Annotated in this window: 20 protein-coding genes and 1 pseudogene; 5 read left to right on the top strand and 16 right to left on the bottom strand. The window is 71.4% G+C overall.

The genetic code is table 11. The features are described 5' to 3' along the window. Positions 1 to 8: 8 nt before the first annotated feature. On the bottom strand, positions 9 to 1,286 hold the full coding sequence (locus IG08_RS0135120) for a bifunctional glycosyltransferase family 2/GtrA family protein (RefSeq protein WP_078655869.1): 1,278 nt from the start codon (positions 1,284 to 1,286) through the stop codon (positions 9 to 11). 604 nt (positions 1,287 to 1,890) lie between these two features. On the opposite strand from IG08_RS0135120, the pseudogene IG08_RS57665 reads away from it, so the two are divergent. Next, positions 1,891 to 2,459: pseudogene (locus IG08_RS57665) on the top strand (response regulator); the annotation flags it as partial. 44 nt (positions 2,460 to 2,503) lie between these two features. On the opposite strand, the gene IG08_RS0135105 reads toward IG08_RS57665, so the two are convergent. The 8 genes from IG08_RS0135105 to IG08_RS0135070 all read right to left on the bottom strand — a co-directional run bounded on the left by IG08_RS0135105 (position 2,504) and on the right by IG08_RS0135070 (position 11,638). Continuing rightward, entirely contained in the window at positions 2,504 to 3,880 is a 1,377-nt protein-coding gene (locus tag IG08_RS0135105) for an ABC transporter substrate-binding protein (protein WP_030612186.1), read from the bottom strand. 520 nt (positions 3,881 to 4,400) lie between these two features. After that, positions 4,401 to 5,594 (bottom strand): cytochrome P450, encoded by a 1,194-nt coding sequence (locus tag IG08_RS0135100; protein ID WP_030612184.1) that lies wholly within the window; start codon positions 5,592 to 5,594, stop codon positions 4,401 to 4,403. A gap of 26 nt (positions 5,595 to 5,620) precedes the next feature. Beyond that, positions 5,621 to 6,997, bottom strand: coding sequence for an alkaline phosphatase family protein (locus IG08_RS0135095; RefSeq protein ID WP_030612181.1), 1,377 nt, complete (start codon positions 6,995 to 6,997; stop codon positions 5,621 to 5,623). Then, positions 6,994 to 8,205 (bottom strand): metabolite traffic protein EboE, encoded by a 1,212-nt coding sequence (gene eboE / locus IG08_RS0135090; RefSeq protein WP_030612178.1) that lies wholly within the window; start codon positions 8,203 to 8,205, stop codon positions 6,994 to 6,996. Before eboE ends, IG08_RS0135095 begins: the two co-directional genes overlap by 4 nt. Before the next feature lie 7 nt (positions 8,206 to 8,212). Further along, positions 8,213 to 9,067, bottom strand: coding sequence for a TatD family hydrolase (locus tag IG08_RS0135085; protein ID WP_030612175.1), 855 nt, complete (start codon positions 9,065 to 9,067; stop codon positions 8,213 to 8,215). Beyond that, complete coding sequence (locus tag IG08_RS0135080) at positions 9,067 to 9,798, bottom strand: EboA domain-containing protein (RefSeq protein WP_030612172.1); 732 nt, start codon at positions 9,796 to 9,798, stop codon at positions 9,067 to 9,069. The genes IG08_RS0135085 and IG08_RS0135080 overlap by 1 nt, the downstream gene beginning before the upstream one ends. Positions 9,799 to 9,881: 83 nt before the next feature. Next, positions 9,882 to 10,742, bottom strand: coding sequence for a sugar phosphate isomerase/epimerase family protein (locus IG08_RS0135075; RefSeq protein ID WP_030612170.1), 861 nt, complete (start codon positions 10,740 to 10,742; stop codon positions 9,882 to 9,884). Then, a complete protein-coding gene (locus tag IG08_RS0135070) occupies positions 10,739 to 11,638 on the bottom strand; it encodes an SCO3242 family prenyltransferase (protein WP_043456005.1) in 900 nt (299 codons plus the stop codon). Before IG08_RS0135070 ends, IG08_RS0135075 begins: the two co-directional genes overlap by 4 nt. A 187-nt stretch (positions 11,639 to 11,825) precedes the next feature. Here IG08_RS0135070 and IG08_RS0135065 point away from each other — a divergent pair, with 187 nt between their 5' ends. Continuing rightward, positions 11,826 to 12,536 carry a ThuA domain-containing protein gene (locus IG08_RS0135065; protein ID WP_030612164.1) on the top strand — a complete coding sequence of 237 codons (711 nt, stop codon included), beginning with the start codon at positions 11,826 to 11,828 and terminating at the stop codon, positions 12,534 to 12,536. Then, the gene (locus IG08_RS0135060) at positions 12,506 to 13,618 is read left to right on the top strand and encodes a Gfo/Idh/MocA family protein (protein WP_030612162.1); all 1,113 of its coding nucleotides are present in this window, start codon (positions 12,506 to 12,508) and stop codon (positions 13,616 to 13,618) included. The genes IG08_RS0135065 and IG08_RS0135060 overlap by 31 nt, the downstream gene beginning before the upstream one ends. A 24-nt stretch (positions 13,619 to 13,642) precedes the next feature. On the opposite strand, the gene IG08_RS0135055 is transcribed toward IG08_RS0135060, so the two are convergent. The 7 genes from IG08_RS0135055 to IG08_RS0135025 all read right to left on the bottom strand — a co-directional run bounded on the left by IG08_RS0135055 (position 13,643) and on the right by IG08_RS0135025 (position 24,063). Then, entirely contained in the window at positions 13,643 to 15,907 is a 2,265-nt protein-coding gene (locus tag IG08_RS0135055; protein ID WP_052424992.1) for a glycoside hydrolase family 31 protein, read from the bottom strand. Positions 15,908 to 15,912: 5 nt separating this feature from the next. After that, positions 15,913 to 16,740 carry a carbohydrate ABC transporter permease gene (locus IG08_RS0135050; protein WP_030612156.1) on the bottom strand — a complete coding sequence of 276 codons (828 nt, stop codon included), beginning with the start codon at positions 16,738 to 16,740 and terminating at the stop codon, positions 15,913 to 15,915. Further along, the gene (locus tag IG08_RS0135045) at positions 16,737 to 17,657 is read right to left on the bottom strand and encodes a carbohydrate ABC transporter permease (protein ID WP_043456003.1); all 921 of its coding nucleotides are present in this window, start codon (positions 17,655 to 17,657) and stop codon (positions 16,737 to 16,739) included. The genes IG08_RS0135050 and IG08_RS0135045 overlap by 4 nt, the downstream gene beginning before the upstream one ends. Next, positions 17,654 to 18,898 (bottom strand): ABC transporter substrate-binding protein, encoded by a 1,245-nt coding sequence (locus IG08_RS0135040; RefSeq protein WP_030612150.1) that lies wholly within the window; start codon positions 18,896 to 18,898, stop codon positions 17,654 to 17,656. The genes IG08_RS0135045 and IG08_RS0135040 overlap by 4 nt, the downstream gene beginning before the upstream one ends. 46 nt (positions 18,899 to 18,944) lie before the next feature. Beyond that, entirely contained in the window at positions 18,945 to 19,880 is a 936-nt protein-coding gene (locus IG08_RS0135035) for a LacI family DNA-binding transcriptional regulator (RefSeq protein WP_052424991.1), read from the bottom strand. Positions 19,881 to 19,882: 2 nt separating this feature from the next. Continuing rightward, the gene (locus tag IG08_RS0135030) at positions 19,883 to 22,282 is read right to left on the bottom strand and encodes an ATP-binding SpoIIE family protein phosphatase (protein WP_030612145.1); all 2,400 of its coding nucleotides are present in this window, start codon (positions 22,280 to 22,282) and stop codon (positions 19,883 to 19,885) included. A gap of 68 nt (positions 22,283 to 22,350) precedes the next feature. Further along, positions 22,351 to 24,063 carry an IlvD/Edd family dehydratase gene (locus IG08_RS0135025; RefSeq protein WP_030612142.1) on the bottom strand — a complete coding sequence of 571 codons (1,713 nt, stop codon included), beginning with the start codon at positions 24,061 to 24,063 and terminating at the stop codon, positions 22,351 to 22,353. A gap of 52 nt (positions 24,064 to 24,115) precedes the next feature. Between IG08_RS0135025 and IG08_RS0135020 the strand changes: the two genes are divergently transcribed. Beyond that, on the top strand, positions 24,116 to 24,940 hold the full coding sequence (locus tag IG08_RS0135020; protein WP_030612139.1) for an IclR family transcriptional regulator: 825 nt from the start codon (positions 24,116 to 24,118) through the stop codon (positions 24,938 to 24,940). Between the two features lie 39 nt (positions 24,941 to 24,979). Continuing rightward, on the top strand, positions 24,980 to 26,014 hold the full coding sequence (locus IG08_RS0135015; protein ID WP_030612136.1) for a zinc-dependent alcohol dehydrogenase: 1,035 nt from the start codon (positions 24,980 to 24,982) through the stop codon (positions 26,012 to 26,014). The last annotated feature ends 126 nt before the right edge of the window (positions 26,015 to 26,140 follow it).

The following is a 26,140-nucleotide window of genomic DNA, read 5'->3' as shown; positions in this document are numbered from 1 at the left end:
ACGGGAGATCAGGGCGTCCGGCGGCGGAAGACCGCCAGTCGCAGCACCAGGAAGCGGACGCCGGTCACCAGGACCGAGGAGACGGCGAGGACGAGGGTCTCGGCTGCGGCCGACGCGTCCGGCACGGCGTCGCGGAACAGCAGGACCGCGGCCGAGGTGACCAGGTAGCCGAGGACGAACAGCGCTCCGGCGCCCAGGTGCGCGCGCCCGGCGCCGATGCCGTCCGCGGAGTAGCGGAAGGTGAGCCGGCGGTTGGCCTCGGTGTTGAGGAGTGTGAGCACCAGCAAGGACACGAAGTTGGCCATCGCGGGCTGCCACCAGCCGCGCAGCAGCCAGTAGAGAAGCGCCTGTCCCACCGTCGAGGCGATCCCGATGCCGACGAAGCAGCCGACCTGCCAGGAGAGTTGGGAGCGTGCGGTGTCGGGCGCGAGGACGGCGTCGGGGTGCTCGGCAGCCGGTTCCGGGCGGCGCGGCACGGGGACGCGGGCGGCGCCCGACGCCTTGAGCCGGGCCATCCGCCACAGCCCCTTGAGGTCGTCGGTGGCGGTGCCGAGGACGTCGACCCGGGTGTCGACGTCCTCCACCCAGTCGACGGGGACCTCGTGGATGCGCAGTCCGTTGTGCTCGGCGAGCAGGAGCAGTTCGGTGTCGAAGAACCAGGCGTCGTCCTGGGTCTTGGCGAGCAGCGGCCGCAGCGCGTCGGTGCGGGCCGCCTTGAATCCGCACTGGGCGTCGCTGAAGCGGGCGCCGTGGCTGAGCCGGATCAGTCCGTTGTAGCAGCGCGAGATCAGCTCGCGGCGCGGACCGCGCACGGTGCGGGCGCCGGGGGCCAGGCGGCTGCCGATGGCGAGGTCGGAGTGGCCGCTGGCCAGCGGGGCGATCAGCGGGAGCAGCCCGTCCAGGCCGGTGGACAGGTCGACGTCCATGTAGACGACGATGTCGGCGTCGCTCGCGCCCCACACCGTGCGCAGGGCGAGGCCGCGGCCCTTGCGGTCCAGGTGGACGACGCCGACGCCGGGCAGTTCCTCGGAAAGCACCCGGGCCACGGCGAGGGTGCCGTCGACGCTGGCGTTGTCCGCCACGGTGATCCGCCAGGGGTAGGGCAGTTCGTCCCGCAGGCGTGCGTGCAGGGTGCGGACGCAGCCGGGCAGGGCCCGTTCCTCGTTGTAGACCGGGATGACGATCTCGACGGTCGTTGTGCGCGTGGCGGCCGGGCCGTGCGCTTCGGGCCGCGACGCAGGCTGGAAATGTCGATCCGTACGCAGGCCACTGCTGGTGTGCGTCATGGGTTCCTCGAGCGGTGGGGGTCGGTGGGGCGGCTCCCGTTCGCACCCGCGTCCTGACGGTGCGCGAGGTCGACTCTGACCGGCGCGGCAGGGTAAATGCGGGGAGAAAGCTGAGAATTGACGGAGAGTCCGCTGTCCGTCCGGCCGGGGTGGGCGGCGGCGGACGGCGATGATCCTCGCCGTTCGACCTGGGAGCGCAGGGGCAGCCGCCCGGGAATCAGCCGAGAGGATGCTGTGCCACTGGTACCGGGGTACCAGTGGCCGCCCGAAGTCTCCCCCTGGGTCCCACGGCCCGGCGGCGTCCAGGAGGCCCTCTCCAACACCCTCAAGCACGCCGGCGCGGGTTCCTCGGCCACGGTCACGCTGACCGCCGAGGAAGGACGGGTGCGGGTACGGGTCGCGGACACCGGTCCGCCCTCCGGCACCCCCGCCCGTGGACGCCGCCGGTCACGGACTCGTCGGCATCCGCGAGTGCGCCGGCATGTACGGCGGCTCCGTGACCCTGGGCCGCACGGCGCCGGACGGCTCGTCGACGTGGTGATCGACGCCCCGTCCGTCGCCCCCAGGCGCACCGGGCCGAAGCACCCGAAGAGGGCCGCACGCCATGACCACGGTACTGATCGCCGACGACCAGCCGCTGCAGCGCCTGGGCTTCCGCATGCTGCTGGACGGCACCCCCGGCACCACCCCCGTGGGCGAGGCCGAACACGGGACGCAGGCCGTGCGAATGGCCGCCGACCTGCGTCCCGACGTCGTCCTGATGGACGTCCGTATGCCCGGCATGGACGGCATCGAGGCGACGCGCCGCATCACCGAGGGCGGGGGCCGCGCCCGCGCGCTCATCCTCACGACCTTCGACCTGGACGAGTACACCTACGCGGGCCTCCACGCCGGAGCCGGCGGGTTCCTGCTCTCGTCGCCGGGATCCTCGCGGTCGCGAGCGGCGACGCGGTGGTGGCGCCGAGCCTGACGCGCCGTCTGCTCGACGCCCACGCCCACCTGGTCCTCTCCCCCGCCGACAGCGCCACACCGAGCGATCCCCGGCTCAGGGTGCTGAGCGAGCGCGAGTACGAGGTGCTGGTCGCCGTCGGCAAGGGCTGGACGAACACGGAGATCGGCGCGCGGGACCGGATCCAGGCGGTGATCCTCGCGTACGACGCGGGGCTCGTGCGGCCGCAGGGACAGCCCCGCCCGGTGGGCGGAGGCCGGTCGTGGACTCAGGTGACGTCGGACATCGACTTGCCGACGTCCGCGAGGGTGGCCGGCTTGCCGTAGTCGCCCTTGAACTTGTAGGCGGGTGCGTCGCAGCGGTAAGGGCCGTTGTCGGGTTGGAAGTCGGCCGCCTGCCAGCCCTTCGCCGTCGCCTCGACGATGGAGTAGCACTTGGGCGGAACGTCCTTCTTGCTGAGGTCGGTGGGGGCCTGCAGTCCGCCGCCCGTCCACGCGGTCTGCTTGACCGCGTTCTCGTAGACGCACTTGCGGGTCACGGTGGCGCAGTCGCGGGCGGAGGTGGCGAACAGCGTCCAGGCCGAGAAGGCGCGCAGCACCGGGTAGGTGACGTGCTTGTCCGGCGCGTACTTCTTGAACAGGTCGATGACCTGCTGGGTGGCCGGGCTGGCGGAGGCGCTCTCCAGCGGGGCGGTGGCGGACAGTTCGGCGTAGTTGTGCTGCTCGGCCAGGGCGGTGCCCGCGAGTTGGAGGAAGGCCGGGCCGTAGGCGTTGCTGTTGGCGTCGATCCAGTCGGGGGCGTATCCGATGTTGGTGAGCGCCTGCTCCAGCTTGGCCAGGCTCGCGAAGTCGCCGAGGAAGGTCAGTCCCTTGACGCCCTTGCTCTTGATCGCCTGGGCGTACGGCGTCCAGTCGGAGACGCCGGCCGCCGGGTAGAGGTTGGTGTAGGAGACCTTGCCGCCGAGACCGGCGATGGACTCCTTGTACTGGCTCAGGAACACCTTGCTGACCGGGCTGTCTCCGGCGATGATGCCGACCTTCTGTGCCGAGTCCGGGTACTTGTCCTTGATCAGCCAGGTGTAGTAGCCGGAGTAGGCGAAATAGCCGACGCCCGAGCCGGTGGCCAGGGCCTGCAGGTCGGAACCCACGGCCTGGGTCGACTGGGCCGGGAAGTCGGGCAGCAGGCACTTCAGGCGGTCCGCCACGCCCAGCCCGTCCAGCGCGGAGCCGCCGCCGACCATCGCGAAGTCGGACTTGCAGGCGTCCAGGACGCCCTCGCGAACCTGCATGAGCCGGGTGTCGTGGGTGACCGGGGTGATCTTGCGGCCGTTGATGCCGCCGGCGGCGTTGCACCAGGAAGTGAACACCTTTGCGGCGTCCGGGAATTCGGAGTTCTTGGTGAAGCCGATGTCGGACATGACGCCGACCTGGATCGACGTGTCGGTGACGCCCTGGACGGTGGAGGACTTGGCGGTGCCGGGACCGCACACGTTCTTCAGCGTGCCGAAGTCGGCCGACGCCTGGGCGGTCGAGCCCGCGCCCGGGGTGGCGCTCGCGTCCTCGCCGGTTTCGCTGCCGGAGTGGGTGGAACAGCCGGCCAGCAGTAGCGCTGTCGCGGTGACCGTGCCGATGAGCAGCCTGCGCAAGGTGCCTCCTCGGGAAGCTCGGACGCCGTCGTCCGAGGGAGGTGAGGGAGTGCGGGTTCGAGTGACCGCGCGCCCCGGGCTGTGCGGGAACGCGGTTCAGGTGATGTGCCGTTCGCCTTGCGGCTTGGACCGGAAGGTACATTCTTCATTTCAGCTAATCAAGCATTCGAGCAAGAGAACCTGATGCTCGCATGCCCCGCCGCTGGTCGGAGCGAGTTGCGGGTGGCCTCGCCACCGATCACAGCGGCAGTCCGGTAAGGGTGTTCTCGGTTTCGCAGATCACCCTTGCCGCACGCCGGCCGACCGGCTGCCTTCCTGGTCCTGACGACATTAAGGAGACCTCCCAAGCCCAGAAGGTCGTCATCGTCGGCGGCAGCGGCCCTGGACGTGGACCCGGCGTGTGACCTGCGGCCCGTCGGCCGGCGCGTCCCCCGCGCACAACGCCAACGGGCCGGTCGACGCCACCCCTACGTCCGCGCCACCCGCCCCCGGAATCCTCGAACGGGGCGGCACATCGACGTCACCAGGCCACGGGAAGCTCCCGCACCCCATGAACCGCGCGCCCCTCGAACGCGTGCTCCTCCACCGCAGGGCCCGTCAGGCGCAACCCCGGCAGCCTCTGGAACAGCATGGGCAGCGCGATCTGGAGTTCGGCGCGGGCGAGCGACTGGCCGAGGCAGTGGTGCAGGCCGTGTCCGAAGGCCAGGTGGTGTCCGGCGTCCCTGGTGAGGTCGAGCGTGTCCGGGTCGGCGAAGACCGCGGGGTCCCGGTTGGCCGCCTGCAGGGCGACGACCACACCCTCGCCGGCCCGGATGGTGACGCCGCCGACCTCGACGTCCTCGGTGGCGATGCGGCGCATCCCGATGTGGACGACGGTCAGATAGCGCAGGAGTTCCTCCACAGCGCCCGGCACGAGGTCCTCGTCGGTGCGCAGCGCGGCCAGTTGGCCGGGATGCCGCAGCAGCGCGACGACGCCGAGGGAGAGCATGCTCGCGGTCGTCTCGTGCCCGGCGATGAGCAGCTGGACGAGCAGCCCGGCCGCCTCCGCCGAGGTTGCCTCGCCGGTGGCGACCCGCTCGGTGGCGAGTTTGCTCATCAGGTCGTCGCCGGGCTCGCGCGACTTCGCGGCCAGCAGCTCCTGCAAGTAGCCGAAGAGCGCCGCCCACCCGGCCCGCATCGCCTCCGGTCCGTCGGAGACCGTGGCGAATGCGGCGGCCTGTCGATGGATGAAGTCCCGGTCCGCGTACGGCACTCCGAGCAGTTCGCAGATGACCAGAAGGGGCAGCGGCAGGGTGAAGTGCTGGACGAGGTCGGCGGGTTGCTCCTGCTTGACGAGCCCGTCGAGGAGTTCGCCGGTGAGGCGCCCGATGGCCGGCCGGAGCTGCTCGACCCGCCGGAAGGAGAACTCGGGGATGAGCATGCGGCGCAGTCGCGTGTGGTCCGGCGGGTCCATGGCGAACAGCTGGCCGGGCGTGCGCGGCGGAGGCGTCGGCTGGAGTCCGGGAAAGCCCGGCCGGACGTTCTCCGAACTGAACCGCGCGTCGCTGAGGACCGCGCGAGCGTCCTCGTGCCGGGTGACGAGCCAGGGGTGGGTGTCGCCCCACAGGGAGATCCTGGCGAGGGGCCGCTCCGTGATCCAGCGCCCGTACTCGGCTGCGGGATCGAGCAGCGGACGGTGGCTCGGCAGGGGCGGTGGGGTGTCCGTCGAGTGCATGGTGGGGGGCTCCAGCGGTCAGTTGTTCAGGGGGAGGCAATGCCGGCCAGGGACAGCAGAAGGTCCTTGACGTCCGTCGCGTCGATCTCGTCGCGCGCCGCGCCGGGCCTCGAGCACAGCAGGACGGGGCTGTCCTGCGGGTCCGTCGGGAGGCGGCCGTGGCTGCCGCGCACGCCGGAGGGGTCCAGCGGCACCGTCCTGATGCGGTAGCGCAGGCCGGCCTTCTTGCGGGCGACCTGGCCGATGGCGCGCGCCTTCACGCCGGGCACGGTGGGGTCGTAGAGGAGCTCGGCGGGGTCGTAGCCGGGCTTGCGGTGGATCTCGACCTGGCGGGCGAAGTCGGGGGCGCGGTCGTCGTCCAGCCAGTAGTAGTACGTGAACCAGGCATCGGATTCTGCGACGGCGACCAGCTCTCCGGAGCGTTCGTGCGCGAGCCCGTGCCGGGCCTTGCCCGCCTCGTCGAGCACCTCGTCCACGCCGTCGAGGCCGGCGATGATCTCGGCGGTCTTGGCGAGGTCGGCGGGGTCACGGACGTAGACGTGGGCGACCTGGTGGTCGGCGACGGCGAAGGCGCGGGAGGTCCACGGGTCGAGGTATTCCATGCCGTCCTGCGTGTAGACGTCGAGCAGTCCCTCGCGGCGCAGGGCACGGTTGATGTCGACCGGGCGGGAGGCGGGCGCGATGCCGTACTCGCTGAGGATCACGACCGTGGCGTCCTCGCGCCGGAAGTGGTCGAGCAGGGGGCGCAGTGCTTCGTCAAGCCGTCGGGCCTCGCGGGCGGACTGCGGGGAGTCGGGGCCGGAGCGCTGGGGTTCGTAGTCCAGGTGCGGTACGTAGACCAGGGTCAGGTCGGGTTGGTGCTCGTCGAAGATCTGGCGGGCCGCGGCGAGGATCCACTGGCTGGAGGGCATGCCCGCGTTGGGGCCCCAGTAGGTGAACAGGGGGAACGGGCCGAGCCTGTCGGTGAGTTCGTCGTGCAGGGCGGGCGGCCAGGTGTAGCAGTCGGGTTCCTTGCGGCCGTCGGAGTAGTAGACGGGGCGCGGGGTGACGGTGAGGTCGACGTCGGCGCCCATGGCGTACCACCAGCAGACGTTGGCGACCTTGTAGTCGGGGCGGGCGCGCCGGGCGGTGTGCCAGATCTTCTCTCCGCCGACGAGGGCGTTGTGCTGGCGCCACAGGAGGACTTCGCCCAGGTCGCGGAAGTACCAGCCGTTGCCGACGATGCCGTGCTCGGAGGGCGGGGCACCGGTGAGGAGGGTGGACTGCACGGAACAGGTCACGGCGGGCAGCACGGTGTTGAGGCGGGCCTGGAAGCCCTGTGCGGCGACGGCCGAGACGGCGGGCATGTGCTGGAGCATGCGGGGGGTGAGGCCGACGATGTCCAGGACGACGGTTCTCGTCATGAGACGGGCTCCTTTCGCAGTTGTGCTTCTTGGATGAGGCCGGGTTCTTCTTGCATGAGGCCGTGTTCCTCGAACCGGTCGCGGGTCCAGGCCAGTTCGGCGGCCAGGCCCGCGACGAGGCCCTCGCGGTCGTGCGGCCGCAGGTGTTCGGGCAGGACCGACCAGGTGTAGGTCTCGACCTCGACGTGGTCGCAGACGGCCTGCGGGCCACCGAGCAACTCGCCCAGGGCGGTGGTCAGTTCGTCTGCCGTGGTGCGCAGCGGCGGTTCGGGCTCGGCGTGCAGCGGTGCGTGGAAGTGCACGCGCCAGGCGGAGCCGGGGTCCAGGCCTCCGGCCAGGGCGTCCGGGAGGTCGTCCACGCCGGTGACGGCGCCGTTCGGGGCCGTCCGGGTCTGGTGCAGGAAGCGGGGTTCCGCGAACCGGGCGAGCGCGCGGCGCGCCTCCGGGTCGGCGGGGTCGTCGGCCTGGAGGGCACTGGACGCCTGCACCTTCACGACCGGGAGACCCGCGTCGGCGAGGCGGCGCAGTGCCGCTGCCGGTTCCTCGAACTGCACGGCAAGATGGCAGGTGTCCAGGCAGATCCCGAGCCGCTCGGGGTCCAGTCCCCCGAGTTCCCGGACGGCCTGGACAGTGTTCTCCACCACGCATCCGGGTTCGGGCTCGAAGCCGACCCGGATCGTACGGCCGGACTCGCGCTCCAACTCGGCCAGTTCGGCGGTGAGTTGGTCCAGGGCCCGGCGGGCGGTGTCGCGCGCGGCGGTCGGCCAAGGTGTGCGCCAGGCCAGCGGCAGGGTGGACACGCTGCCGCGCCGGGCGTCGTCGGGCAGCAGACCCGCGAGCACCCGGGCGCAGTCGACCGTGTAACGCAGCCGGGCGGGGTCGGTCCAGTCGGGCAGGTAGACGTCCTTCTTCACCACCTCGCGGTGGAATCCGCCGTAGGGGAAGGCGTTGAAGGTGACGGTCTCCAGGCCGCGCGCGGTCAGTTCGGTGCGCAGGCGGTGCAGGGCGTCGGGCCGGGCGGACAGTTCGGTGACCACGTCGCGGGCCAGCCACAGGCCGATGCCGAGCAGATCGGCGCCGAGGGTTTCCCTTACGGGCTCGGCGTAGGCGGCGAGTTGGTCCACCACGCCGTCGAGGTCCTCGGCCTGGTGGACGTTGCTGCAGTAGGCGAGGTGGACGGTCGTACCGTCGCTGTGTCGGAAGCGCACGGCGGGTTCACTCTCCGCCGCGTTTGATCGAGTTGCCCTGGTAGAGGGACGTGTCGTCCGGCTTGACGTCCTCGAGGTCCAGACGGCCGCTCTGCCCGTAGAAGGCCACCGGGTTGCGCCACATGACCTGGTCGACGGTGTCGTCGTCGAAGCCGGCGGCGAGCATCGCGTCCGCGGTCTTGCGGGTCTTGAGAGGGTCGCTGCGGCCCCAGTCGGCGGCCGAGTTGACGAGCATCCGCTCGGTACCGTGCTCCTGGAGGATCCGCACCATGCGGTCCTCGCTCATCTTGGTGTCCGGGTAGATGGAGAAACCCATCCAGCAGCCGCTGTCGGCGACCTGGGACACGGTGAGTTCGTTGAGGTGGTCGACGAGGACGTGCTCGGGCGGGATGCCGGACTCGCGGACCACGTCGAGGGTGCGGCGCGTCCCGACGGCCTTGTCGCGGTGCGGGGTGTGGACCATCGCCGGCAGGTCGTGCTCGACGGCGAGTTCGAGCTGACGGGCCAGCGCCACATCCTCCTCGGGAGTCATGGAGTCGTAACCGATCTCCCCCACCGCGACCACCCGGTCCTTGGCCAGGTAACGAGGCAGCACGTCCAACACCCCTGCGCAGCGGGGGTCGTTGGCCTCCTTCGGATTGAGGGCGATGGTGCAGTAGTGCTGGATGCCGAACTGCGCGGCGCGGTACGGCTCCCAGCCGAGCAGCGCGTCGAAGTAGTCGGTGAAGCTGTCCACCGAGGTCCGCGGCTGGCCGAGCCAGAACGACGGCTCGACGAGCGCCCGTACGCCGGCCGCGTACATGGCCTCGTAGTCGTCGGTGGTGCGTGAGGTCATGTGGATGTGGGGGTCGAAGATGCGCATCATGCTGCTCCTGCGGGCGCGGTGGCGGTGAAGGCGGCGAGGGCCCGTACGGCCGCGTCGCGGCGCTCGGGCACGGGTGAGTCGGTCTCCTCGGGCAGCCCGGAGGCTTCCAGCGTGCCGGGGTGGGCGCGCACGACCGGCCAGATGTCGGCGGGCACGTCACGGCCGGCGGCGACCCGTTCGTGGGCGAAGTCGGCGAGCATGCGGGCGAGTTCGCGGTCCGCGCGCTCGTCGAGTCCCGCGATCCGGTCGAGGGGGATACCGCAGAAGACGCACTTCAGTACGGCGTGCCGGTAGCCGTCATGGTCCAGGCGACGTGCGGCGTACGGGCCGAGGGCCGCCTCGATCAGGTCCGTGTCGTTGCCGCGCAGCGCCGCGCGCACCAGGGGCAGTCCGAGGTCGGCGAAGGAGGCGTCCGCCTCGTCCAGCAGGGCCAGCGAGCGCAGTACCGCCCGCTGTTCGGCGGCGTCTCCGTACCGGTGGAGGTCGGTGACCTCCTCGGCGAGCGCCACTCCGCGCAGCGGCAGGGCCGCGACCAGTCGGGCGCGGGCGGCGTCCGCCACCGTCCAGCCGGCGGCGAGCGGTCCGCGCCCGCAGTGCCGGCCGACGGCCGGGAAGACGGTGCGCACGGCTGCCGGGTCCTGGCCGACGCGGGCGACGGCGTCCGTGAGCCAGCGCTGCGCGTCGAGGGTGAGTTGTCGGTCGAGGGCGGTAGGAATGTGCGGTTCCACGGCACATACCTCCTGTTCGGGTGCGCGTACGGCAACAGCCGTACTGAAGTGGAGAGTTGACGGTGGGAGGGAGGACCGCGGCCTCAGGACGGCTCGGCGGCCTTCAGGAACTCCAGGGAGCGGCGGGCGACTTCGGGGGCGTTCAGGGACGCCCCCTGGATCTCCACCGAGACCGGCCCCTGGTAGCCGGAGGCCTTCAGTGCGGCCAGGACGGGAGGGAAGTCGATCTCGCCCGCGCCGAATTCGAGGTGTTCGTGCACACCGCGCCGCATGTCCTCGATCTGCACGTTCACCAGATGCGGCGCCGCCAGCCCGACGCAGTCGAGCAGGGGCAGGTCCTCGACGCAGTGGGCGTGGCCGACGTCGAGCGTGATGCCGAAGAGGTCGGGGTCGCCGAGCCGGCGCCGTAGGTCCAGCACGCGCTGCACGGTGTCGACGAACATGTACGGCTCGGGCTCGAACCCCAGGGCCACGCCGTGCTCGCGGGCGAGGTCCAGGACCTCTTCGCAGCCTGCGGTCAGCCGCTTCCAGGCTTCCTCTTCGGACACATCGTCCGGTGCCGGGCCGCTGCACAGGTGGACGGCGGGGGCACCCAGGTCCGCGGCGATGCGGATCGCGCGCCCCAGCAGGTCGACGCGCCGTTCGGTGCCCGAGGCCGACATCAGGGTGGGGACGTGCTTGTGCCACGGATCCAGCAGGTACGGCGCTCCGGTCTCCACCATCACGCCCAGCCCGAGCCGGTCCAACCGCCGTGCCAGGTGGGCGACCTGCCGGGGCAGGTCGGCGGCGAACGGGTCGAGGTGGCCGTGGTCGAGGGTGAGGCCGACCGAGTCGTAGCCCAGGTCGGCGAGCACGGTCAGCACGTCGTCGAGGCGGTGGAGGGCGAAGCCGTTGGTGCCGAAGCCGAACCGGAGCCGCCCGGCGGGCGGGGGTATCGGGCTCATGTGGGCGACACCTTGCGGGCGAGTCTGCGCGCCAGCGGATGCGCCAGGGCCAGGACACCGGCTGGGAGCGCTCCCCCGGCTCCCGCGGTGAGCGAGGCCTGAAGGGGCATCAGCGACATGATCCCGGTGCCGACGGCGGTCCGGACGTTCGCGCCGGACGGCTCCCTCGCCGCACGCGCCTGCGCCGTGCCGTACGTGGCGAGGTAGCCGAGCGCTCCGACGGCCGCGCCGATCCGGGCCGCCCTGCTCCGCCGCCGTACGCCCGGAAGCGCCGCGGCGGCCAAGGCGGTCGCGGTGCTGCCGGCCAGCGTGGTGGCGGGCAGCGCGCGCGGAGCGCCGGAGATCTCGTGGCGGCTCAGCGCCGTGACGGTGTAGGTGTGTGCGCCGACCAGAAGTGCGGCCGGCAGCGCGGACGTCCTGCCTCCGGGCTCCGCTCCGGCCAGCACGTTCAGCGCGCGTGCGCCCGCCATGGCGGCGGGGCCGGCCGGGGTTGATTTCAAGCCGAGGTCGTACGCCCAGACCAGTCCGGTCAGCGGGAGCGCCACGCCGAGCGCTCGCCGTCCACCGGTCAGTGCGGCGAGACCGAGGCCGGCGGCGGTGAGCCCGCACGCTGTGGCCAGCGCGGTACGGCGGGCAACTCGCCCGGAGGGTATGGGACGTTCGGGACGCTCCACCGCGTCGACGGTCGCGTCCGCGTAGTCGTTGAGCGCCATTCCGGCCCAGTAGAGGGCGATGGAGGACGCCATCGTGCCGATGATGCGGGGCCGCGGTGTCCCGGTGCCGGCGACGGCACCGGCGAGGATGTCACCGGGCACGCTGAGCGCTGCGGGCAGGCGGATCAACTGCGCGAGATCGGCCAGGCGGGGGGATTTATGGTAATCGTTCGGGCCGTGCATGATCGGACCCTACGTCAAGCGTTTTAATCTTCAGATACCTTCTGGCCCTCGTTTTTGTGAAGAAATCGTGTCTTCTGTGTATCGAGCGGCAGTGCCGCCGACCGCGAAACTTTCTTGAATCCGGCACCCCTTTCCCGAGCGCGAACCCCTGGCGGATAGTGAGGGCGCTGCCTCATGAAGGAACGAGATGACGCGGAAGAACGCCCTGGTGGTCCGAGGCGGATGGGAGGGGCACCGGCCGGTCCAGGCCACGGAACTGTTCCTGCCCTTCCTCCGGAGCAGCGGATACACCGTCAGGATCGAGGAGTCGACCGATGTGTACGCGGACGCGGCGGAGATGGCCGTCACTGATCTCGTCGTGCAGTGCGTCACGATGTCGGAGATCAAGCCCGAACAGGTGGCGGGACTGAGCGCTGCGGTCGTGGCCGGCACCGGTTTCACCGGCTGGCACGGCGGTATCGCGGACTCGTTCCGCGCCTCCTCCGACTATCTCCACCTGGTGGGAGGCCAGTTCGCGACCCACCCCGGCAAAGAGCCGTGCCAGCGCCGGGGCGGCGAGGACGACAACTTCCTTCCGCACACCATCGACATCACAGAGCTCGGCCGTGAGCACCCGATCACGGCGGGCATCGAGGACTTCGAGCTCGACACCGAGCAGTACTGGGTGCTCCACGACGACCTCATCGACGTCCTGGCGACCACCACCCATCCCGCACAGCCGTGGCAGGCCTGGCACCGACCGGTCACCGCGCCGGCGGTGTGGACCCGCCGGTGGGGCGCCGGGCGCATCGTCGTGACGACACCGGGGCACAGCCTCGACGTACTGGAGAACCCCGACGTCCGCACCATCATCGAGAGGGGCATGCTGTGGGCGACGCGCACCGCATCGGCGTCGTAGGTCTCGGAGTCATCTCCCGCGCGTATCTGGACACGCTCGTCGGCCATCCCGCCGTGCGCATCACCGCGGTCGCCGATCTCGACGCCTCCCGGTCGGCCGCCGTCGCCGCCGAGTTGCCCGGCGTCGAGGCGCTGACCGTCGAGGAGTTGCTGAGCAGCCCGGACGTGGACACGGTGCTGAACCTGACCGTCCCCGCGGCCCACGCGGAGATCGCCCTCGGCGCGATCGGCCACGGGAAGAACCTCTACGGAGAGAAGCCGCTGACCGCCGACCTCCTTGACGCCCATGTCGTGTTGGAGGCCGCCGCGAAGGCCGGCGTCGGTGTGGGGTGCGCGCCGGACACCGTCCTGGGCACCGGAATCCAGACGGCACGGGCGGCCGTGGAGGCGGGGAGCATCGGACGCCCCCTGTTCGCCACGGCCGTGATGGTCACCCCGGGACACGAACGCTGGCACCCGCACCCCGACTTCTACTACACCGCCGGGGGCGGCCCCCTGCTGGACATGGGGCCCTACTACCTCGCGTCCCTTGTCCACCTGCTGGGTCCGGTGCGTGCCGTGATCGGGGCGGCCGGCCGGCTGCGGGCCGAGCGCGTCATCGGTTCCGGCCCGCGCGCGGGCGAGCGGATCCCGGTCGAGGTGGACAGCCATGTCTCGGGCGTGCTCGAGCACTCGGGCGGAACCCTGACGACGATCACGACGAGCTTCGACGGCGTGGCCACCACGGCGGCGCCGATCGAGGTCCACGGCGAGGCGGGGACCCTCATGGTTCCGGATCCGAACGGCTTCGACGGCGAGGTGCGGCTCCATGAACTCGACGACACGCGGTGGCGCACGCTCCCGTCGTCGGCGGGCTACGTCGACGGCGCACGGGGCGTCGGTCTGCTCGACTTCATCGCCGCCGACGGACACCGGCCGCCTCGCGCGAGCGGTGATCTCGCCCTGCACGTGCTGGAGACGATGAGCGCCCTTCTCCGCTCGTCGGCCGAGGGGCGACGGATCGAGCTGACGACGTCGGCGGAGCAGCCCGTCCCGGTTCCGCTGACGGCGGCCGAGGACTGGAGAGGGGGCTCCGCCCACTGAGTCCGGGCGTCCGTCCGTCGTTGCTCAGGCGAGTTCGGTGGCGATGCGCAGTCGGAGGTCGGCGGGGCCCTCGGTGGTGAGGGTCAGGTCGTCGTCCTCGGCAAGGTGGGCGGTGACGACCGTCCGGAGGCCGTTCTCGTCGTTCAGGGTCGCGCGGGCCGTGCGGGAGGGCGCGGACTGTGGGTGCGGCCAGACGGCGGTCAGTTCCTGGAAGGGTGCGCTGCCCGCGCGGTCGCTGGGGGTGGTGGTGAGGAGGAGCGCCCCGGCTCTAAGCCAGAGGGGGGCGATGCCGAGCGGGACGTCCACGCGATGCCAGGCCGGACCGGCGATCGGGGCGCCGCCGCGGTACGGCACCCACTCCCCCGGCGGGAACCAGACCTGCCGTCGGCTTCCCGGTACGTACAGCGGGGCGACCAACAGGTCGGGACCCAGGAGGTATTGGAGGTCGGCGGCGTGGGCGTCGGGGCGGTCGGGGTGGTCCAGGGGCATGGGGCGGGCCAGCGCCTCGCCGGTGCGGACCGCGTCGGCCGCGGCCGAGTAGACGTACGGCAGCAGGCTCATCCGCAGACGGGCCGCGTGCAGGACGGCCGCGTACGCCTCCTCGCCGAAGTCCCACGGGAGCCGGGACGTCATGCCGTGGAACCGGCTCAGCGGTGAGAGCAGGCCGAACTGGGCCCAGCGTACGAAGAGTTCGGCGTCCGGTGTGCCGTGGAAGCCGCCGATGTCGTGGCTCCAGAAGGGGTGGCCGGAGAAGGAGAGGGAGAGACCCGAGCGCAATGTCGACGCCAGGTCCTGCCAGCTCGCGTTGGGGTCGCCGGTCCATTTGGCGCCGTGCCTCTGGCCGCCGGTCCAGGTCGAGCGGCCCCAGGTCAGACCGTGGCCCGCCCCTGCCTCCCGGGTGACCTCGGCGACCAGGTCGTTGTAGAGGAGCGGGTAGAGGTTGTGCAGGCGGTCGCCGGTCATGCCGTTGTGGGCGACCGCCTCGGCGGGGACCGCCTCGCCGAAGTCGGTCTTGAGGACCGACGCCCCCGCGGCGAGGACTTGGCGGATACGGCCCCTGAACCAGTCGGCGGCCCCAGGATGCGTCAGATCCAGCACGGCCGAGTCCGGCTGTGTGCCGCCCCAGACCTGGTCGATCCAGGTGGCGCCGGAAGCGGTGCGCAGGAACCAGCCGTTGCGGTCCACCTCGGTGAAGTACGGGCTGTCGACGCTGACATACGGGTTCATCCAGAGCGAGACGCGGAAGCCCTGGTCGGCCAGGTCGGCCATCAGCCCGCGGGGATCCGGGAACGCCTCGGTGTCCCAGCTCATGTCGGACCAGGAGCCGTGCGGCTGCCAGTACGTGTCGATGTGCAGGGCGTCGCAGGGGAAGCCTCGTGAGCGGATGCTGCGGGCGCGTTCGCGCACTTCGGCCGCACTGTCCTGGCGGAAGCCACCGGAGATCCAGGGGCCGAACGCCCACTTCGGAGGCAGGAGGGCTGGGCCGGTCAGGTCGCGGTACGCGGTCAGGCACTGGGCGGGGGTGCCGGTGATCAGGTAGTAGTCGAGCACCTCGTCGGGGACGGTCATCGACCAGGCGCCGGTGTTGCTGTGGGCGAGGTCGAAGGAAGCCGCGGTCGTGGTGTTCACGAGGACCGCGTAGCCCCGGCTGGAGAGCAGGAACGGGACCGCCTTGTAGGAGCGGGTGCCGGTCGAGCCCTGGGCGTCCTCGACCCAGCAGTCGACGCGTTGGCCGCGCAGGTCCGGGCCGGTGAAGCGTTCGCCGAGGCCGTAGAAGTGCTCGTCGGGTTCGGTGATCCAGCTGTCGTGGTGGGCGAGGCGGCCGTCCGTGAGGGCGGTGACGCCGAGCGGCAGCACCATCGTACGGTCGTTGGTGTCGCTCACGTCGGTGGCCTGGCACAGCGTCCGGCCCTGATGATCCGTCAACTTCATGCAGAAGGACGAGAGTTCGATGTCCACGTGCAGGGCTTCGAGGTGCAGGGTGAGCGTCTGCGGCGACTGCTCGACGGTGCAGCCGGTGTCCGTCGGCACGGTGACGACGGAGACGCGGGGTGCCGTGGGTACGTCGGTCATCCGCAGCGTGATCCGCAGCGTGCTGCCCGTCGCGGGGCGCAGGCGGAGCGTGCCGGTACGTCCGGACGCGGTGCGTACGTCCAGGGTCGCGCCGTCCTTGTCGGCGTGGGCGACGGAGGCGGTGACGACCGGGTCGAGTGCGGTGGGGCCGGCCGGGGTCAGCGGCGGAGGCGGGGCCACGAAGGGCGTGTGGTCACGGGGATGCAGTGAGGACATGACGTTCAACTCCTCACACTGCCCGCGGTGAGCCCGCCGACGATGAAGCGTTGGAAGGCCGCGAAGACGCAGACCACCGGGACGCTGATGAGGGTGGCGGTGGCCATCAGGGCGCCCCACGACGTTCCGTGCTGGCCGATGAAGGCGTTGAGGATGACGGTGACGGGCTGGACGTCCGGCCCGTGGGCGAGCGTGAGGCCGAACAGGAACTCACCCCAGCCGATCAGGAAGGACAGCCCGGCCGCCGCGACCACTCCGGGCACCATGAGCGGAAGGACGACGCGGAGCAGCACGCCGGGCAGTCCGCAGCCGTCGACCAGGGCCGCCTCCTCCAACTCCGGCGAGACGCTGCGCATCACGGGTCTCAGCACGATCACCGTGAAGGGCAGCGTGAGCGTCGTGTCGGCGGCGATCAGGCCCAGGTAGGTGTCGGAGAGGCCGACCCGGCGTTCGAGGATGAACAGCGGTGCCGCCAGCACGATGGCGGGCGGGAGTTGGGCGACGAGGAGGGCGAGCACCATCGTGCCCGAGCCGCGCATCCGGACCCGGGCGAGCGCATAGGCGAGGGGGACGCCCAGCAGCAGGGTGAGCGCCACCACCCCGCAGGAGATGACCAGACTGTTGAGCAGGGCCCTGGTCAGTCCCGCGTAGCCCAGTGCCGTCGAGTAGTTCTCGCCGGTGACCGGAGTGGGCACCCATTGCGGGGTCGGGGTCAGGATGCGGTCCGGCGGGGTGAGGCTGGTCTTCACCATCCAGTACACCGGCAGCAGGAAGGCCGCGGTGATCACGGTGGCGAGCGCGGTGAGCAGCCAGCGGTGGCGTGGTGGTCTCATACGGCACCTCCTGCCGGCGCCTCTTCCTCGCGCCGCAGCCGTCGTACGTAGAACACGCCCGCGAGCAGCGGTACGACGAGCAGCAGCAGGCCGGCGGCGGCGCCCTGGCCGAACCGGAAGAAGGTGAAGAAGACCTCGTAGACGTAGAGGGAGAGCACGCGGGTGGCGTCGACGGGGCCGCCGCCCGTCATCACGAAGACGATGTCGAAGACCTTGAAGGTGTAGACGAGGCCGAGGAGGAGGACGGTCACCGCGACCGGCCGCATCAGCGGAAGGGTGATGTGGCGGAAGCGCTGCCAGGCGCTCGCGCCGTCGATGGCGGCGGCCTCGTGGAGCTGGGGGTCGATGGTGTGCAGGCCGACCAGGAGCAGCAGCATGTTGAAGGGCACGCCGACCCAGATGTTGGCGAAGATCACGCCCGCCATCGAGGTGGACGGATCGGTGAGCCAGTCGTGGGACAGCGTGCCCAGGCCGACCGCTTCGAACAGGGCGTTGTAGGCCCCGGACTCCGCGTCCAGCAGCCAGCGGAAGAGGGTGCCGCTGACCACCGGGGGCAGCAGCCAGGCCACCAGCAGGAGCGAGCGCAGCAGGCCGTTGAAGGGGAACGGGCGGGCGAAGAGCAGGGCCAGGGCGAAGCCGATGAGGAACTGGAACAGCAGCGAGCCCAGGGTGAAGACCAGTGAGAGGCGTACGGAGTGCCAGAAGGCCGGGTCGTCGAGCACGGCCCGGTAGTTCTCCGCGCCGTTGAACCGCTCGTCCCCGCCCAGCAGTTGACCCAGGTCGACGTCGTGGACGGACGTCCACACGTTGTAGAGGAGCGGGTAGGCCAGGAAGAGGGCGAGGAAGGCCAGACCCGGAAGGCAGAACAGGTAGCCCGCGCGTCGGCGGCGGGCACCCGGCGAGAGACTCTGCTTCATTGCTCGCCCAGCGCTTTGTCGATCTTGGCGGCCGCGGTTTTCGCTGCCGCGGAGGGGGAGGCGGTCCCGGTGAGCACGGCCTGTTCCGCCTCCGCGACGGCCTGCGAGGCCTCGGCGTAGTGCGCGCCGTACTGGCGCGGGCGGGCGAGGGGCAGCTGGCTGAGGAAGAGCCGCAGGGCCGGGTCGGACGCCCAACTGCCTTGGTCGGCGAGGTCCTTGCGGGCGGGGAGTTCACCGAACGCCACCAGGTACGGCACCAGCACCGACGGGCGCTGTGTGTACTCCAGGACCTCCCATGCCTTGTCCTGGTGCTTGCTGTTCGCCATCAGGACCCAGTTCTCGCCGCCGAGGCAGGTGGCGGCCGCCTTGTCGCGGGGCAGGGCCACGACGTTCCAGTCGAAGTCCGCCTTCTTCAGCGTGGGGATCTGCCAGGGCCCGTTGATCTGCATCGCCGCGCGCTGGTTGAGGAAGCGTGTGTTGACGTCCTGCTGGGTCCAGCCCACGCACTGCTCGGAGAGGGAGCCCTTGGCGATCAGGTCGTCGAGGAAGGACAGCGCGGTGGCGCCGTACGTGGCGAAGGTGTCCAGGTCGCCGCCCGCCTGCCACAGGAACGGCAGGAACTGGAAGACGCCCTCCTCCGTCTTGATCGCGCTCAGTGCCAGGCCGTAGCGGTCCCCGCTGGTCAGCCGCTGGGCGGTGGAGGCCAGCTCGTCCCAGGTGGTGGGGGGTTCCACTCCGGCGGACTTGAGCATGGCGGTGTTGCAGTAGAGGGCGAGGCAGTTGCTGTTGTTGGGGATGCCGAGGGTCTTTCCACCGACCTGACAGCCGTCCCAGGGGCCCTTGTAGTACCGGTCGGCCTGCCCCCACTCCTCGGCTCTGTCGGTGAGGTCGGCCAGCAGCTTGCTGCCGCCCAGGGTGTTCATGGCGACGTTGTCGACGATGGCGATGTCGGGCAGGTCGCCGGAGATCGCGCCCAGGGTGATCTGCCGTTCGAGCTCCGCGAACGGGAAGGACCGGCGCTCGATCTTCACGTCCGGGACGCCGGCCTCGATGTCCCTGATGAGTCGCCTCATGCCGGGCTGGAAGTTGTCCAGGGTGAAGTAGTCCCACCAGGTGAGGGTGACCGGGCCCGACGTGTCCGAGCTGCAGGAGGTCAGGGCTCCGCCGAGGCCGAGTGCGGCAGCGGCCGCTGCCGCGCCGGAGGTACGCAGGAAGCCGCGGCGGTCGACGGGGTACGACATGGACTGCTCCCAGGGGGTCGGTGATCGGGACACAAAGACCGACGTATCAGAAATTCAGGTCGAAATCGGGGAATTCCGGCTCGGGTTCCGAACCGGGTACCGGTCGACAGCGGCCCGTGCTGGCTCGCAGCGTGATCAGGGGTTTCAGCAGGACGTGCCGGGGAGGTGCGTCGGGTGAGCGCAGCCGCTGCATCATCAGCTCCACGGCGACCCGGCTCATCTCCTTGGCGGGGATCTCCGCGGCGGTCAGCGGCGGGTTCACCTGTTCGGCCCAGGGGCCGGCCGACACACCGACGACCGAGAAGTCGCGCGGCACGCTGCGGCCGTGCCGGGTGAGTCCGCGGTAGACGCCCTCCAGGGCCGCCTCGTTCTGGGTGACCAGGGAGGTGGTCGCCGGGTCGTCCTGGAGGATGCGTTCCACGGCCTCCTCCCCCGAGGCGAGGTCGTCGCCGCAGAGGTACGCACGAGGGGTGAGCAGCAGCTTCTTCATCGTCTCGGTGTAGCCCTCGTCGCCGAGCCGGGCGAACCCGTACCCGCTGTTGAAGAGCTGCTCCGAACGGTTGACGAAGGCGATTCTGGTGTGGCCCAGGTCGGCGAGGTGCTGAACGCAGCCCCCCGCCAGACCGGCGAAGTCCAGGTCGACCCAGCCGGACACGTCGGCCCGGTGGTTGCGGCCGATGGCGACGAAGGGGAAGCCCTCCTCGGCCAGCCGCTCGACGCGGTCGTCCTCCCGGCGGATCTCCATGACGATCACGCCGTCCACCCGCCGGTCACCGACCATGCGCAGGAACGAGGGGTCTTCATGTGTGTGGCCGGGTGAGAGCAGCAGGTCGTAGCCGTGCGTGGTGGCGGCCTCGGCGACCCCGCCGACGAAGGCGAGCTGCATGGTGGTGTACTCGCGGCCCCGGCCGGCCGGCGGGTAGAGGAGCCCGAGCGTGTGCGTCCCGCTGCCGGAGTCCTCGCTTCTGGTGCGCGCTGCCATGGTCAGCCGACCGGGAGGGTCTGTTCGGCCCAGATGGTCTTGCCCATGGGGGTCTGGCGGGTGCCCCAGCCCTGGGTGAGCTGGGCGACCATGTGCAGCCCGCGTCCGCCCTCGTCGTAGGTGCGGGCCCGGCGCAGGTGCGGGGCGGTGTTGCTGGCGTCGGAGACCTCGCAGATCAGGGTCCGGTCCCGGATCAGCCTGAGGCCGATCGGTACGGCTCCGTAGCGGATGGCGTTGGTGACCAGCTCGCTCACCACCAGTTCGGTGACGAACGAGGCGTCCTCGAGCCCCCAGACCGCGAGCTGGCGGGAGGCCTGGGCGCGGGCGTCGGCCACGATCGCGGGGTCCGACGGCAGGGACCAGGCGGCGACCTGGTCGGCGTGCAGGGCCCGGGTGCGGGCCAGGAGCAGGGCCACGTCGTCGGCGGGACTGTCGGGGAGCAGGGCCTTGAGGATGGTGTCGCAGGTGACCTCCAGCGAGGGCGAGGGAACGGGGCCGGCCAGGGTCTCGCAGAGCCGGTCGAGCCCGAGGCCGATGTCGCGGTCGCGCGCCTCGACCAGGCCGTCGGTGCAGAAGGCCAGCAGACTGCCCTCCGGCAGCTCCAGCTCGGTGCACTCGAAGGGCAGCCCGCCGACCCCCAGCAGGGGCCCGGGGGTGAGGTCGACGACACTGGCCGTGCCGTCGGGGAGCAGCACGGCGGGCGGGACGTGGCCGGCACTGGCGAAGGTGCACACGCGGGAGACGGGGTCGTAGACGGCGTACAGACAGGTCGCGCCGATCTCGCCGGTGACGAGGTAGGGCTCGTCCGGGGCGATGTCCTCCTTGTCCGAGGAGAGATGGACGACCAGGTCGTCGAGGTGCGTGAGGAGTTCGTCCGGGGGCAGGTCCACGTCGGCAAGGGTGCGCACCGCGGTGCGCAGCCGCCCCATCGTGGCGGAGGCATGGATGCCGTGCCCGACCACGTCCCCGACGACCAGGGCCACGCGGGTGCCCGACAGCGGCACGACATCGAACCAGTCGCCGCCCACTCCCGCACCCGTACCGGCCGGCAGATAGCGGTACGCCACCTCCACGGCCGCCTGCTTGGGGAGGTCACGGGGCAGCAGGCTGCGCTGGAGGGTGAGGGCGTTGGTGCGCTCGCGGGTGTAGCGGCGCGCGTTGTCCACGCCGACAGCGGCCCGGCCGGCGAGTTCCTCGGCGAGGATCAGGTCGTCCTGCTCGAAGGGCGGGGAGCCTTCGGCACGGACGAAGACCGCGACCCCGAGGGTGCTGCCCCGGGCGCGCAGCGGGGTGGCCATGACGGAGTGGAATCCGTACTCCTCGACACGGGCGGTGCGTGTTTCGTGCCCGGCGATCCACTGGGCGAAGTCGGGGTCGTCCGCGCCGCTGAGCACGGGTTGCCCGCTGGTCAGACAACGGACCGGGGGCGAGAACGGCGGGTAGGTGTCGGTGCCGCCGAGGTCGATGGCGGCCTCGGGCACGCCCTCCGCGGAGGACTGGTGCGCGACCCTGCGGAGCACCACAGCCGCGTCGACCGGTCCGGGGACCGGCTCCTCCCCGCGCAGCACGGAGTCGAGCAGGTCCACGCTGGCGAAGTCGGCGAGCCGTGGGACGGCGAGATCAGCCAGCTCCTGAGCGGTGCGGGTCACGTTCAGGGTGGTGCCGATACTGGTGCCCGCCTCCTGCAGCAGGGCCAGCCGCTGCCGGGCCGAGTGCTGGTCGCTGCTGTCGAAGGCGGCGGTGCCCACGCCGACGACCTCACCGGTGGCGGGATTCCGGACGGGCCAGAGCTCGATGATCCAGGCGCGGTGGCGGGCGGAGGCGGGGACCGGGGCGGGGGTTTCCGGGGCCAGGCGCTCATAGCGCATCGGCGTGGCCTCTTCGGCTACGCGGCGGACGCAGCGGAGGAAGTCCTCGTCGGCGTCGGTGGGCTCCTCGCCGCCTTCCGCGGCCGCGTTGCGATGCCACGAGCCGGACGCCGGGGTGTGGGTGGAGAGCGCGATCGAGGCCTGGGAGAACGCCCACTCCACCATCCTCCGGTCGTGCTCCGACTCGGCGGGACCGGTGGTGACGGTCACGACGAACCCCTGGGGTGTGTCGTCGCCGTCCAGTGACGGTTGGGCGTGCAGGGTCGCCTCGACTCGGTGGCCGTCCCGGTGCCGCAGTGCCGCGGTGCCGCTCCACTCCTGGGAACCGGTGCGGGAGAGTCCGGCGACCTCGGGAGCCTCCCGGTCGTGGAGCAGATCGGCCGCGGCGCGTCCTACGACCTCCGGGGCGCCATGGCCCAGCAGCCGCCGGGCGCCCTCGCTCCATCCCGTGACGATGCCGTCGAGGCCGACGGTGACTGTCGCGACATCGACTGACCACCCGCAGTGACCGATTCCTTGATCAAAAGTGGCCATTCTTGCTCAATTCGCGCGGTGAGGTTCCTCACAGACCCAGCGTGCGCGCCGCGAAAGAATCGGACAAGTCAGTGCGACTCACGAGTCACCTCGGACCCGCTGGAGCCGACGAGGAAGTCGAGGTCGGCGCCGGTGTCGGCCTGCAGGACGTGGTCGACGTAGAGGCGTTCCCAGCCGCGGCGGGGGTTGGCGAAGCCCGCGACGGTGGCTTCGTCGGGAGTCCTGCGGGCGAGCTCGTCGGCGGGTACGTCGACGTCGATGCGGCGGGCCTCGACGTCGAGGGTGATGAGATCCCCGGTCCGCACCCGTGCGAGGGGACCGCCGGCCGCGGCCTCCGGCGCCACGTGCAGGACGACGGTCCCGTAGGCGGTGCCGCTCATCCGGCCGTCGCAGACGCGGACCATGTCGCGGACGCCCTCGGCGAGCAGCTTCTTCGGCAGCGGCATGTTCGCGACCTCGGGCATGCCCGGGTAGCCCTGGGGGCCGCAGCCGCGCAGGACCAGGACCGAGTCGGCGTCGACGTCGAGCTCGGGGTCGTCGACGCGGGCGTGGAAGTCCTCGACGGAGTCGAAGACGACGGCCCGGCCGCGGTGCCTGAGCAGGTGCGGGGAGGCCGCCGCGGGTTTGATCAGCGCCCCGTCGGGGGCGAGGTTGCCGCGCAGGACGGCGATGCCGCCCTCGGCGACCAGCGGCTCGGCGCGCGTGCGGATCACCTCGCCGTCCCAGATCGGGGAGTCGTCGAGGAACTCGACCAGGGGGCGGCCGGTGACGGTCAGCGCGTCGGGATCGAGCAGGTCGCGCACTTCCCGCAGGACGGCGAGCAGTCCCCCGGCGCGGTGGAAGTCCTCCATGAGGAAGCGGCCGGCCGGCTGGAGGTCCACCAGGACCGGGACGCGGGAGCCGATGCGGTCGAAGTCGTCGAGCGACAGGTCGATGCCCGACCGGCCGGCGATCGCGAGGAGATGGACGACCGCGTTGGTCGACCCACCGATCGCGGCCAGTGCCACGATCGCGTTGTGGAAGGACGCCTTGGTCAGGAAGGTGCCCGGCCGCCGGTCGGCGGTGACCATGTCCACCGCCAGCCGCCCGGTGTGGTGCGCGGCCTCCAGCAGCCTGCTGTCGGGGGCGGGGGTTCCGGCGGTACCGGGGACCACCGTGCCCAGCGCCTCGGCGACCAGCGCCATCGTCGAAGCCGTACCCATGGTGTTGCAGTGCCCGCGGCTGCGGATCATCGCCGACTCGGAGCGGTTGAACTGCTCCTCGGAGAGCGTGCCGGCCCGCACCTCCTCCGACAGCCGCCACACGTCGGTGCCGCAGCCCAGCGGCGTGCCGCGGAAGGTGCCGGTGAGCATCGGACCACCGGGCACGACGACGGCGGGCAGGTCCACCGACGCGGCGGCCATGAGCAGCGACGGGATCGTCTTGTCGCAGCCGCCCAACAGGACCACACCGTCTATGGGATTGGCCCGCAGCATCTCCTCCGTGGCCATCGCCGCCATGTTGCGCCAGAGCATGGCCGTGGGCCGCACCTGTGTCTCGCCCAGCGACACCACGGGCAGGTCCAGGGGGATGCCGCCCGCCTCGTACACGCCGTTGCGGACCGAGGCCGCGACCTCGTCGAGATGCGCGTTGCAAGGGGTCAGATCCGAGGCGGTGTTGGCGACGGCGATCTGCGGCCGGCCGGCGAAGGCGTCGTCCGGCGCGCCCCGTCGCATCCACGCCCGGTGGATGTAGGCGTTGCGGTCCTGACCCGCGTACCACTGTGCGCTGCGGAGCGTCATCTTTGAGGGCCCCTTCCAACCATCGGTACGACGGTCTACAGTCTGGAACGCCATGGAGCATACGCAGACGTACGACGGTTCGACAGCCCCTGGCAAGGACAGCACAACTGGCGCCGGGAACAGCCGACTTGTGGGATCGGACCGGGTGCTGGCAGTCCTCAGGGAGCTCGCTCGGCATGCCGACGGGGCGGGTCTGGAGGAGCTGACCCGTGCGATCGGCAGCCCCAAGCCGACCGTGCACCGGGCGCTCGGTGCGCTGCGCCGGGCCGGTCTCGCCGACCAGGACGCCCGCGGCCGCTATGTGCTCGGCGACGAGTTCCTGCGCATGGCCTTCGCCCACCACGAGGCCCGGCCCGAGCACGTGCGCGTCCGCCCCGTACTCGAAGCGCTGGCCCACCGGTTCGGCGAGACGGCGCACTACGCGGTGCTCGACGGCCACGAGGTCGTCTACCGTGCCAAGGTCGACCCTCCCACCGGTGCGGTCCGGCTCACGTCGACGATCGGCGGGCGCAACCCCGCCCACACCACCGCCGTCGGCAAGCTGCTGCTGACACGGCAGTTGAGCTCCCTGGCGGAGGTCGAGGCGTGGATCGGCGCCTCCCCTCCGGAGCGCCGCACGCCACGGAGCCTGTGCGCGGCCGCCGACCTGCACCGTGAGCTGGTGGCCACGCGCGTGAGGGGCTACGGCGTCGACGACCAGGAGAACGAGACCGGGGTCAACTGCCTCGCCCTGCCGCTGTACCTGACCTCGCCGACGATCCCCTCCGGAGCGGTGAGCGTCAGCGCGCTGGCGTACCGGACGCCCCTGACGACCCTGGTCGACGCACTCACCGAGATCCGCACCCTCCTGGGACCGCTCGGCGAACCACACCGATGAATCCCGCCCTCCGTGACCGAGCCTTGGAGACAGACCCTGATGCGCGCATTCGTGCTGACCGCCCCCGGCGCGTACGAGGTCCAGGACCTCCCGGCGCCGGTGGCCGGTCCCGGTGAGGTGGTCGTCGACGTCGAGCGGGTCGGCGTGTGCGGTACCGACATGGAGTTCTTCACCGGTGCGATGGCCTATCTCCACCGAGGGCACTCCACCTATCCGATGCGGCTGGGCCACGAGTGGGCCGGCCGCGTGGCGGCGGTCGGCGAGGGCGTCGACCCCGGCCTGCTCGGCCGCCGTGTCATGGGGGACACGATGCTCGGCTGCGGCGACTGCCGACGCTGCCTGCGGGGCCACCAGCACGTGTGCGAGAAGCGGCGGGAGGTCGGCATCCGCGGGGGCCAGGCCGGTGCCCTCGCGGAGCAACTCGCGGTCCCCGCCTCCTCGTTGCATGCCCTTCCCGACTCCGTCGACGCCGTGCTCGGCGCGCTCGTGGAGCCGGGCGGCAACGCCCTGCGCGCCGCGCAGGGCGCCGCGGCACGCCCCGGGGACCGCGTCCTGGTCCTGGGCCCGGGGACGATCGGACTGCTCGTCGCGATGTTCCTGCGTGCCGCCGGAGCGGAAGTCCACCTCATGGGCCGCACCGACGACTCCCTGTCCTTCGCCCGCGAACTGGGCTTCACCCACGTGTGGGCACAGGACTCCGTCCCGGACCTGCCCTTCGACGCGGTCGTCGACGCCTCGAACGCGGCCCATCTGCCGGAGCCGGCCCTGGAGTTGATCGAACCGGCCGGCCGCGTGGTGTACGTCGGGCTGGCCGGCGAGCCCAGCAGGATCGACACCCGCACGCTCGCCCTGAAGGACGTGACCGCTGTGGGCGTCCTGTCCGCCTCCCCCGGCCTGGACGCCACCATCGGCGCATACGCGGCCGGTTCGGTCGACCCGAGGCCGCTCGTCGCCGCCACCGTGGGGCTCGACGAGGTCGGCCCCGTTCTCGCCGGCGAACGCCCGGCCTACGCCGGACCCGGCCCCAAGATCCACGTCGACCCGCGACTCGGTGGAACGAGGACAGCCTCCTGAGCAACCGTTCCTAAGGACTGAGTGGGAGTGAGTCCTGTTGCCAGGATTCATGCTCAGCCGAACGCTCCGAACGGTGTTGGGCGTTCTGGTTGCCCGCGTTCGCTCCGCGGTCCGGCGGCACGGATC

It is taken from the genome of Streptomyces fulvoviolaceus (assembly GCF_000718165.1).
Taxonomy (GTDB): Bacteria; Actinomycetota; Actinomycetes; order Streptomycetales; family Streptomycetaceae; genus Streptomyces; species Streptomyces fulvoviolaceus.
The sequence above is the reverse complement of the archived record's forward strand: the minus strand, read 5'-3'. Positions and strand labels throughout refer to the sequence as shown.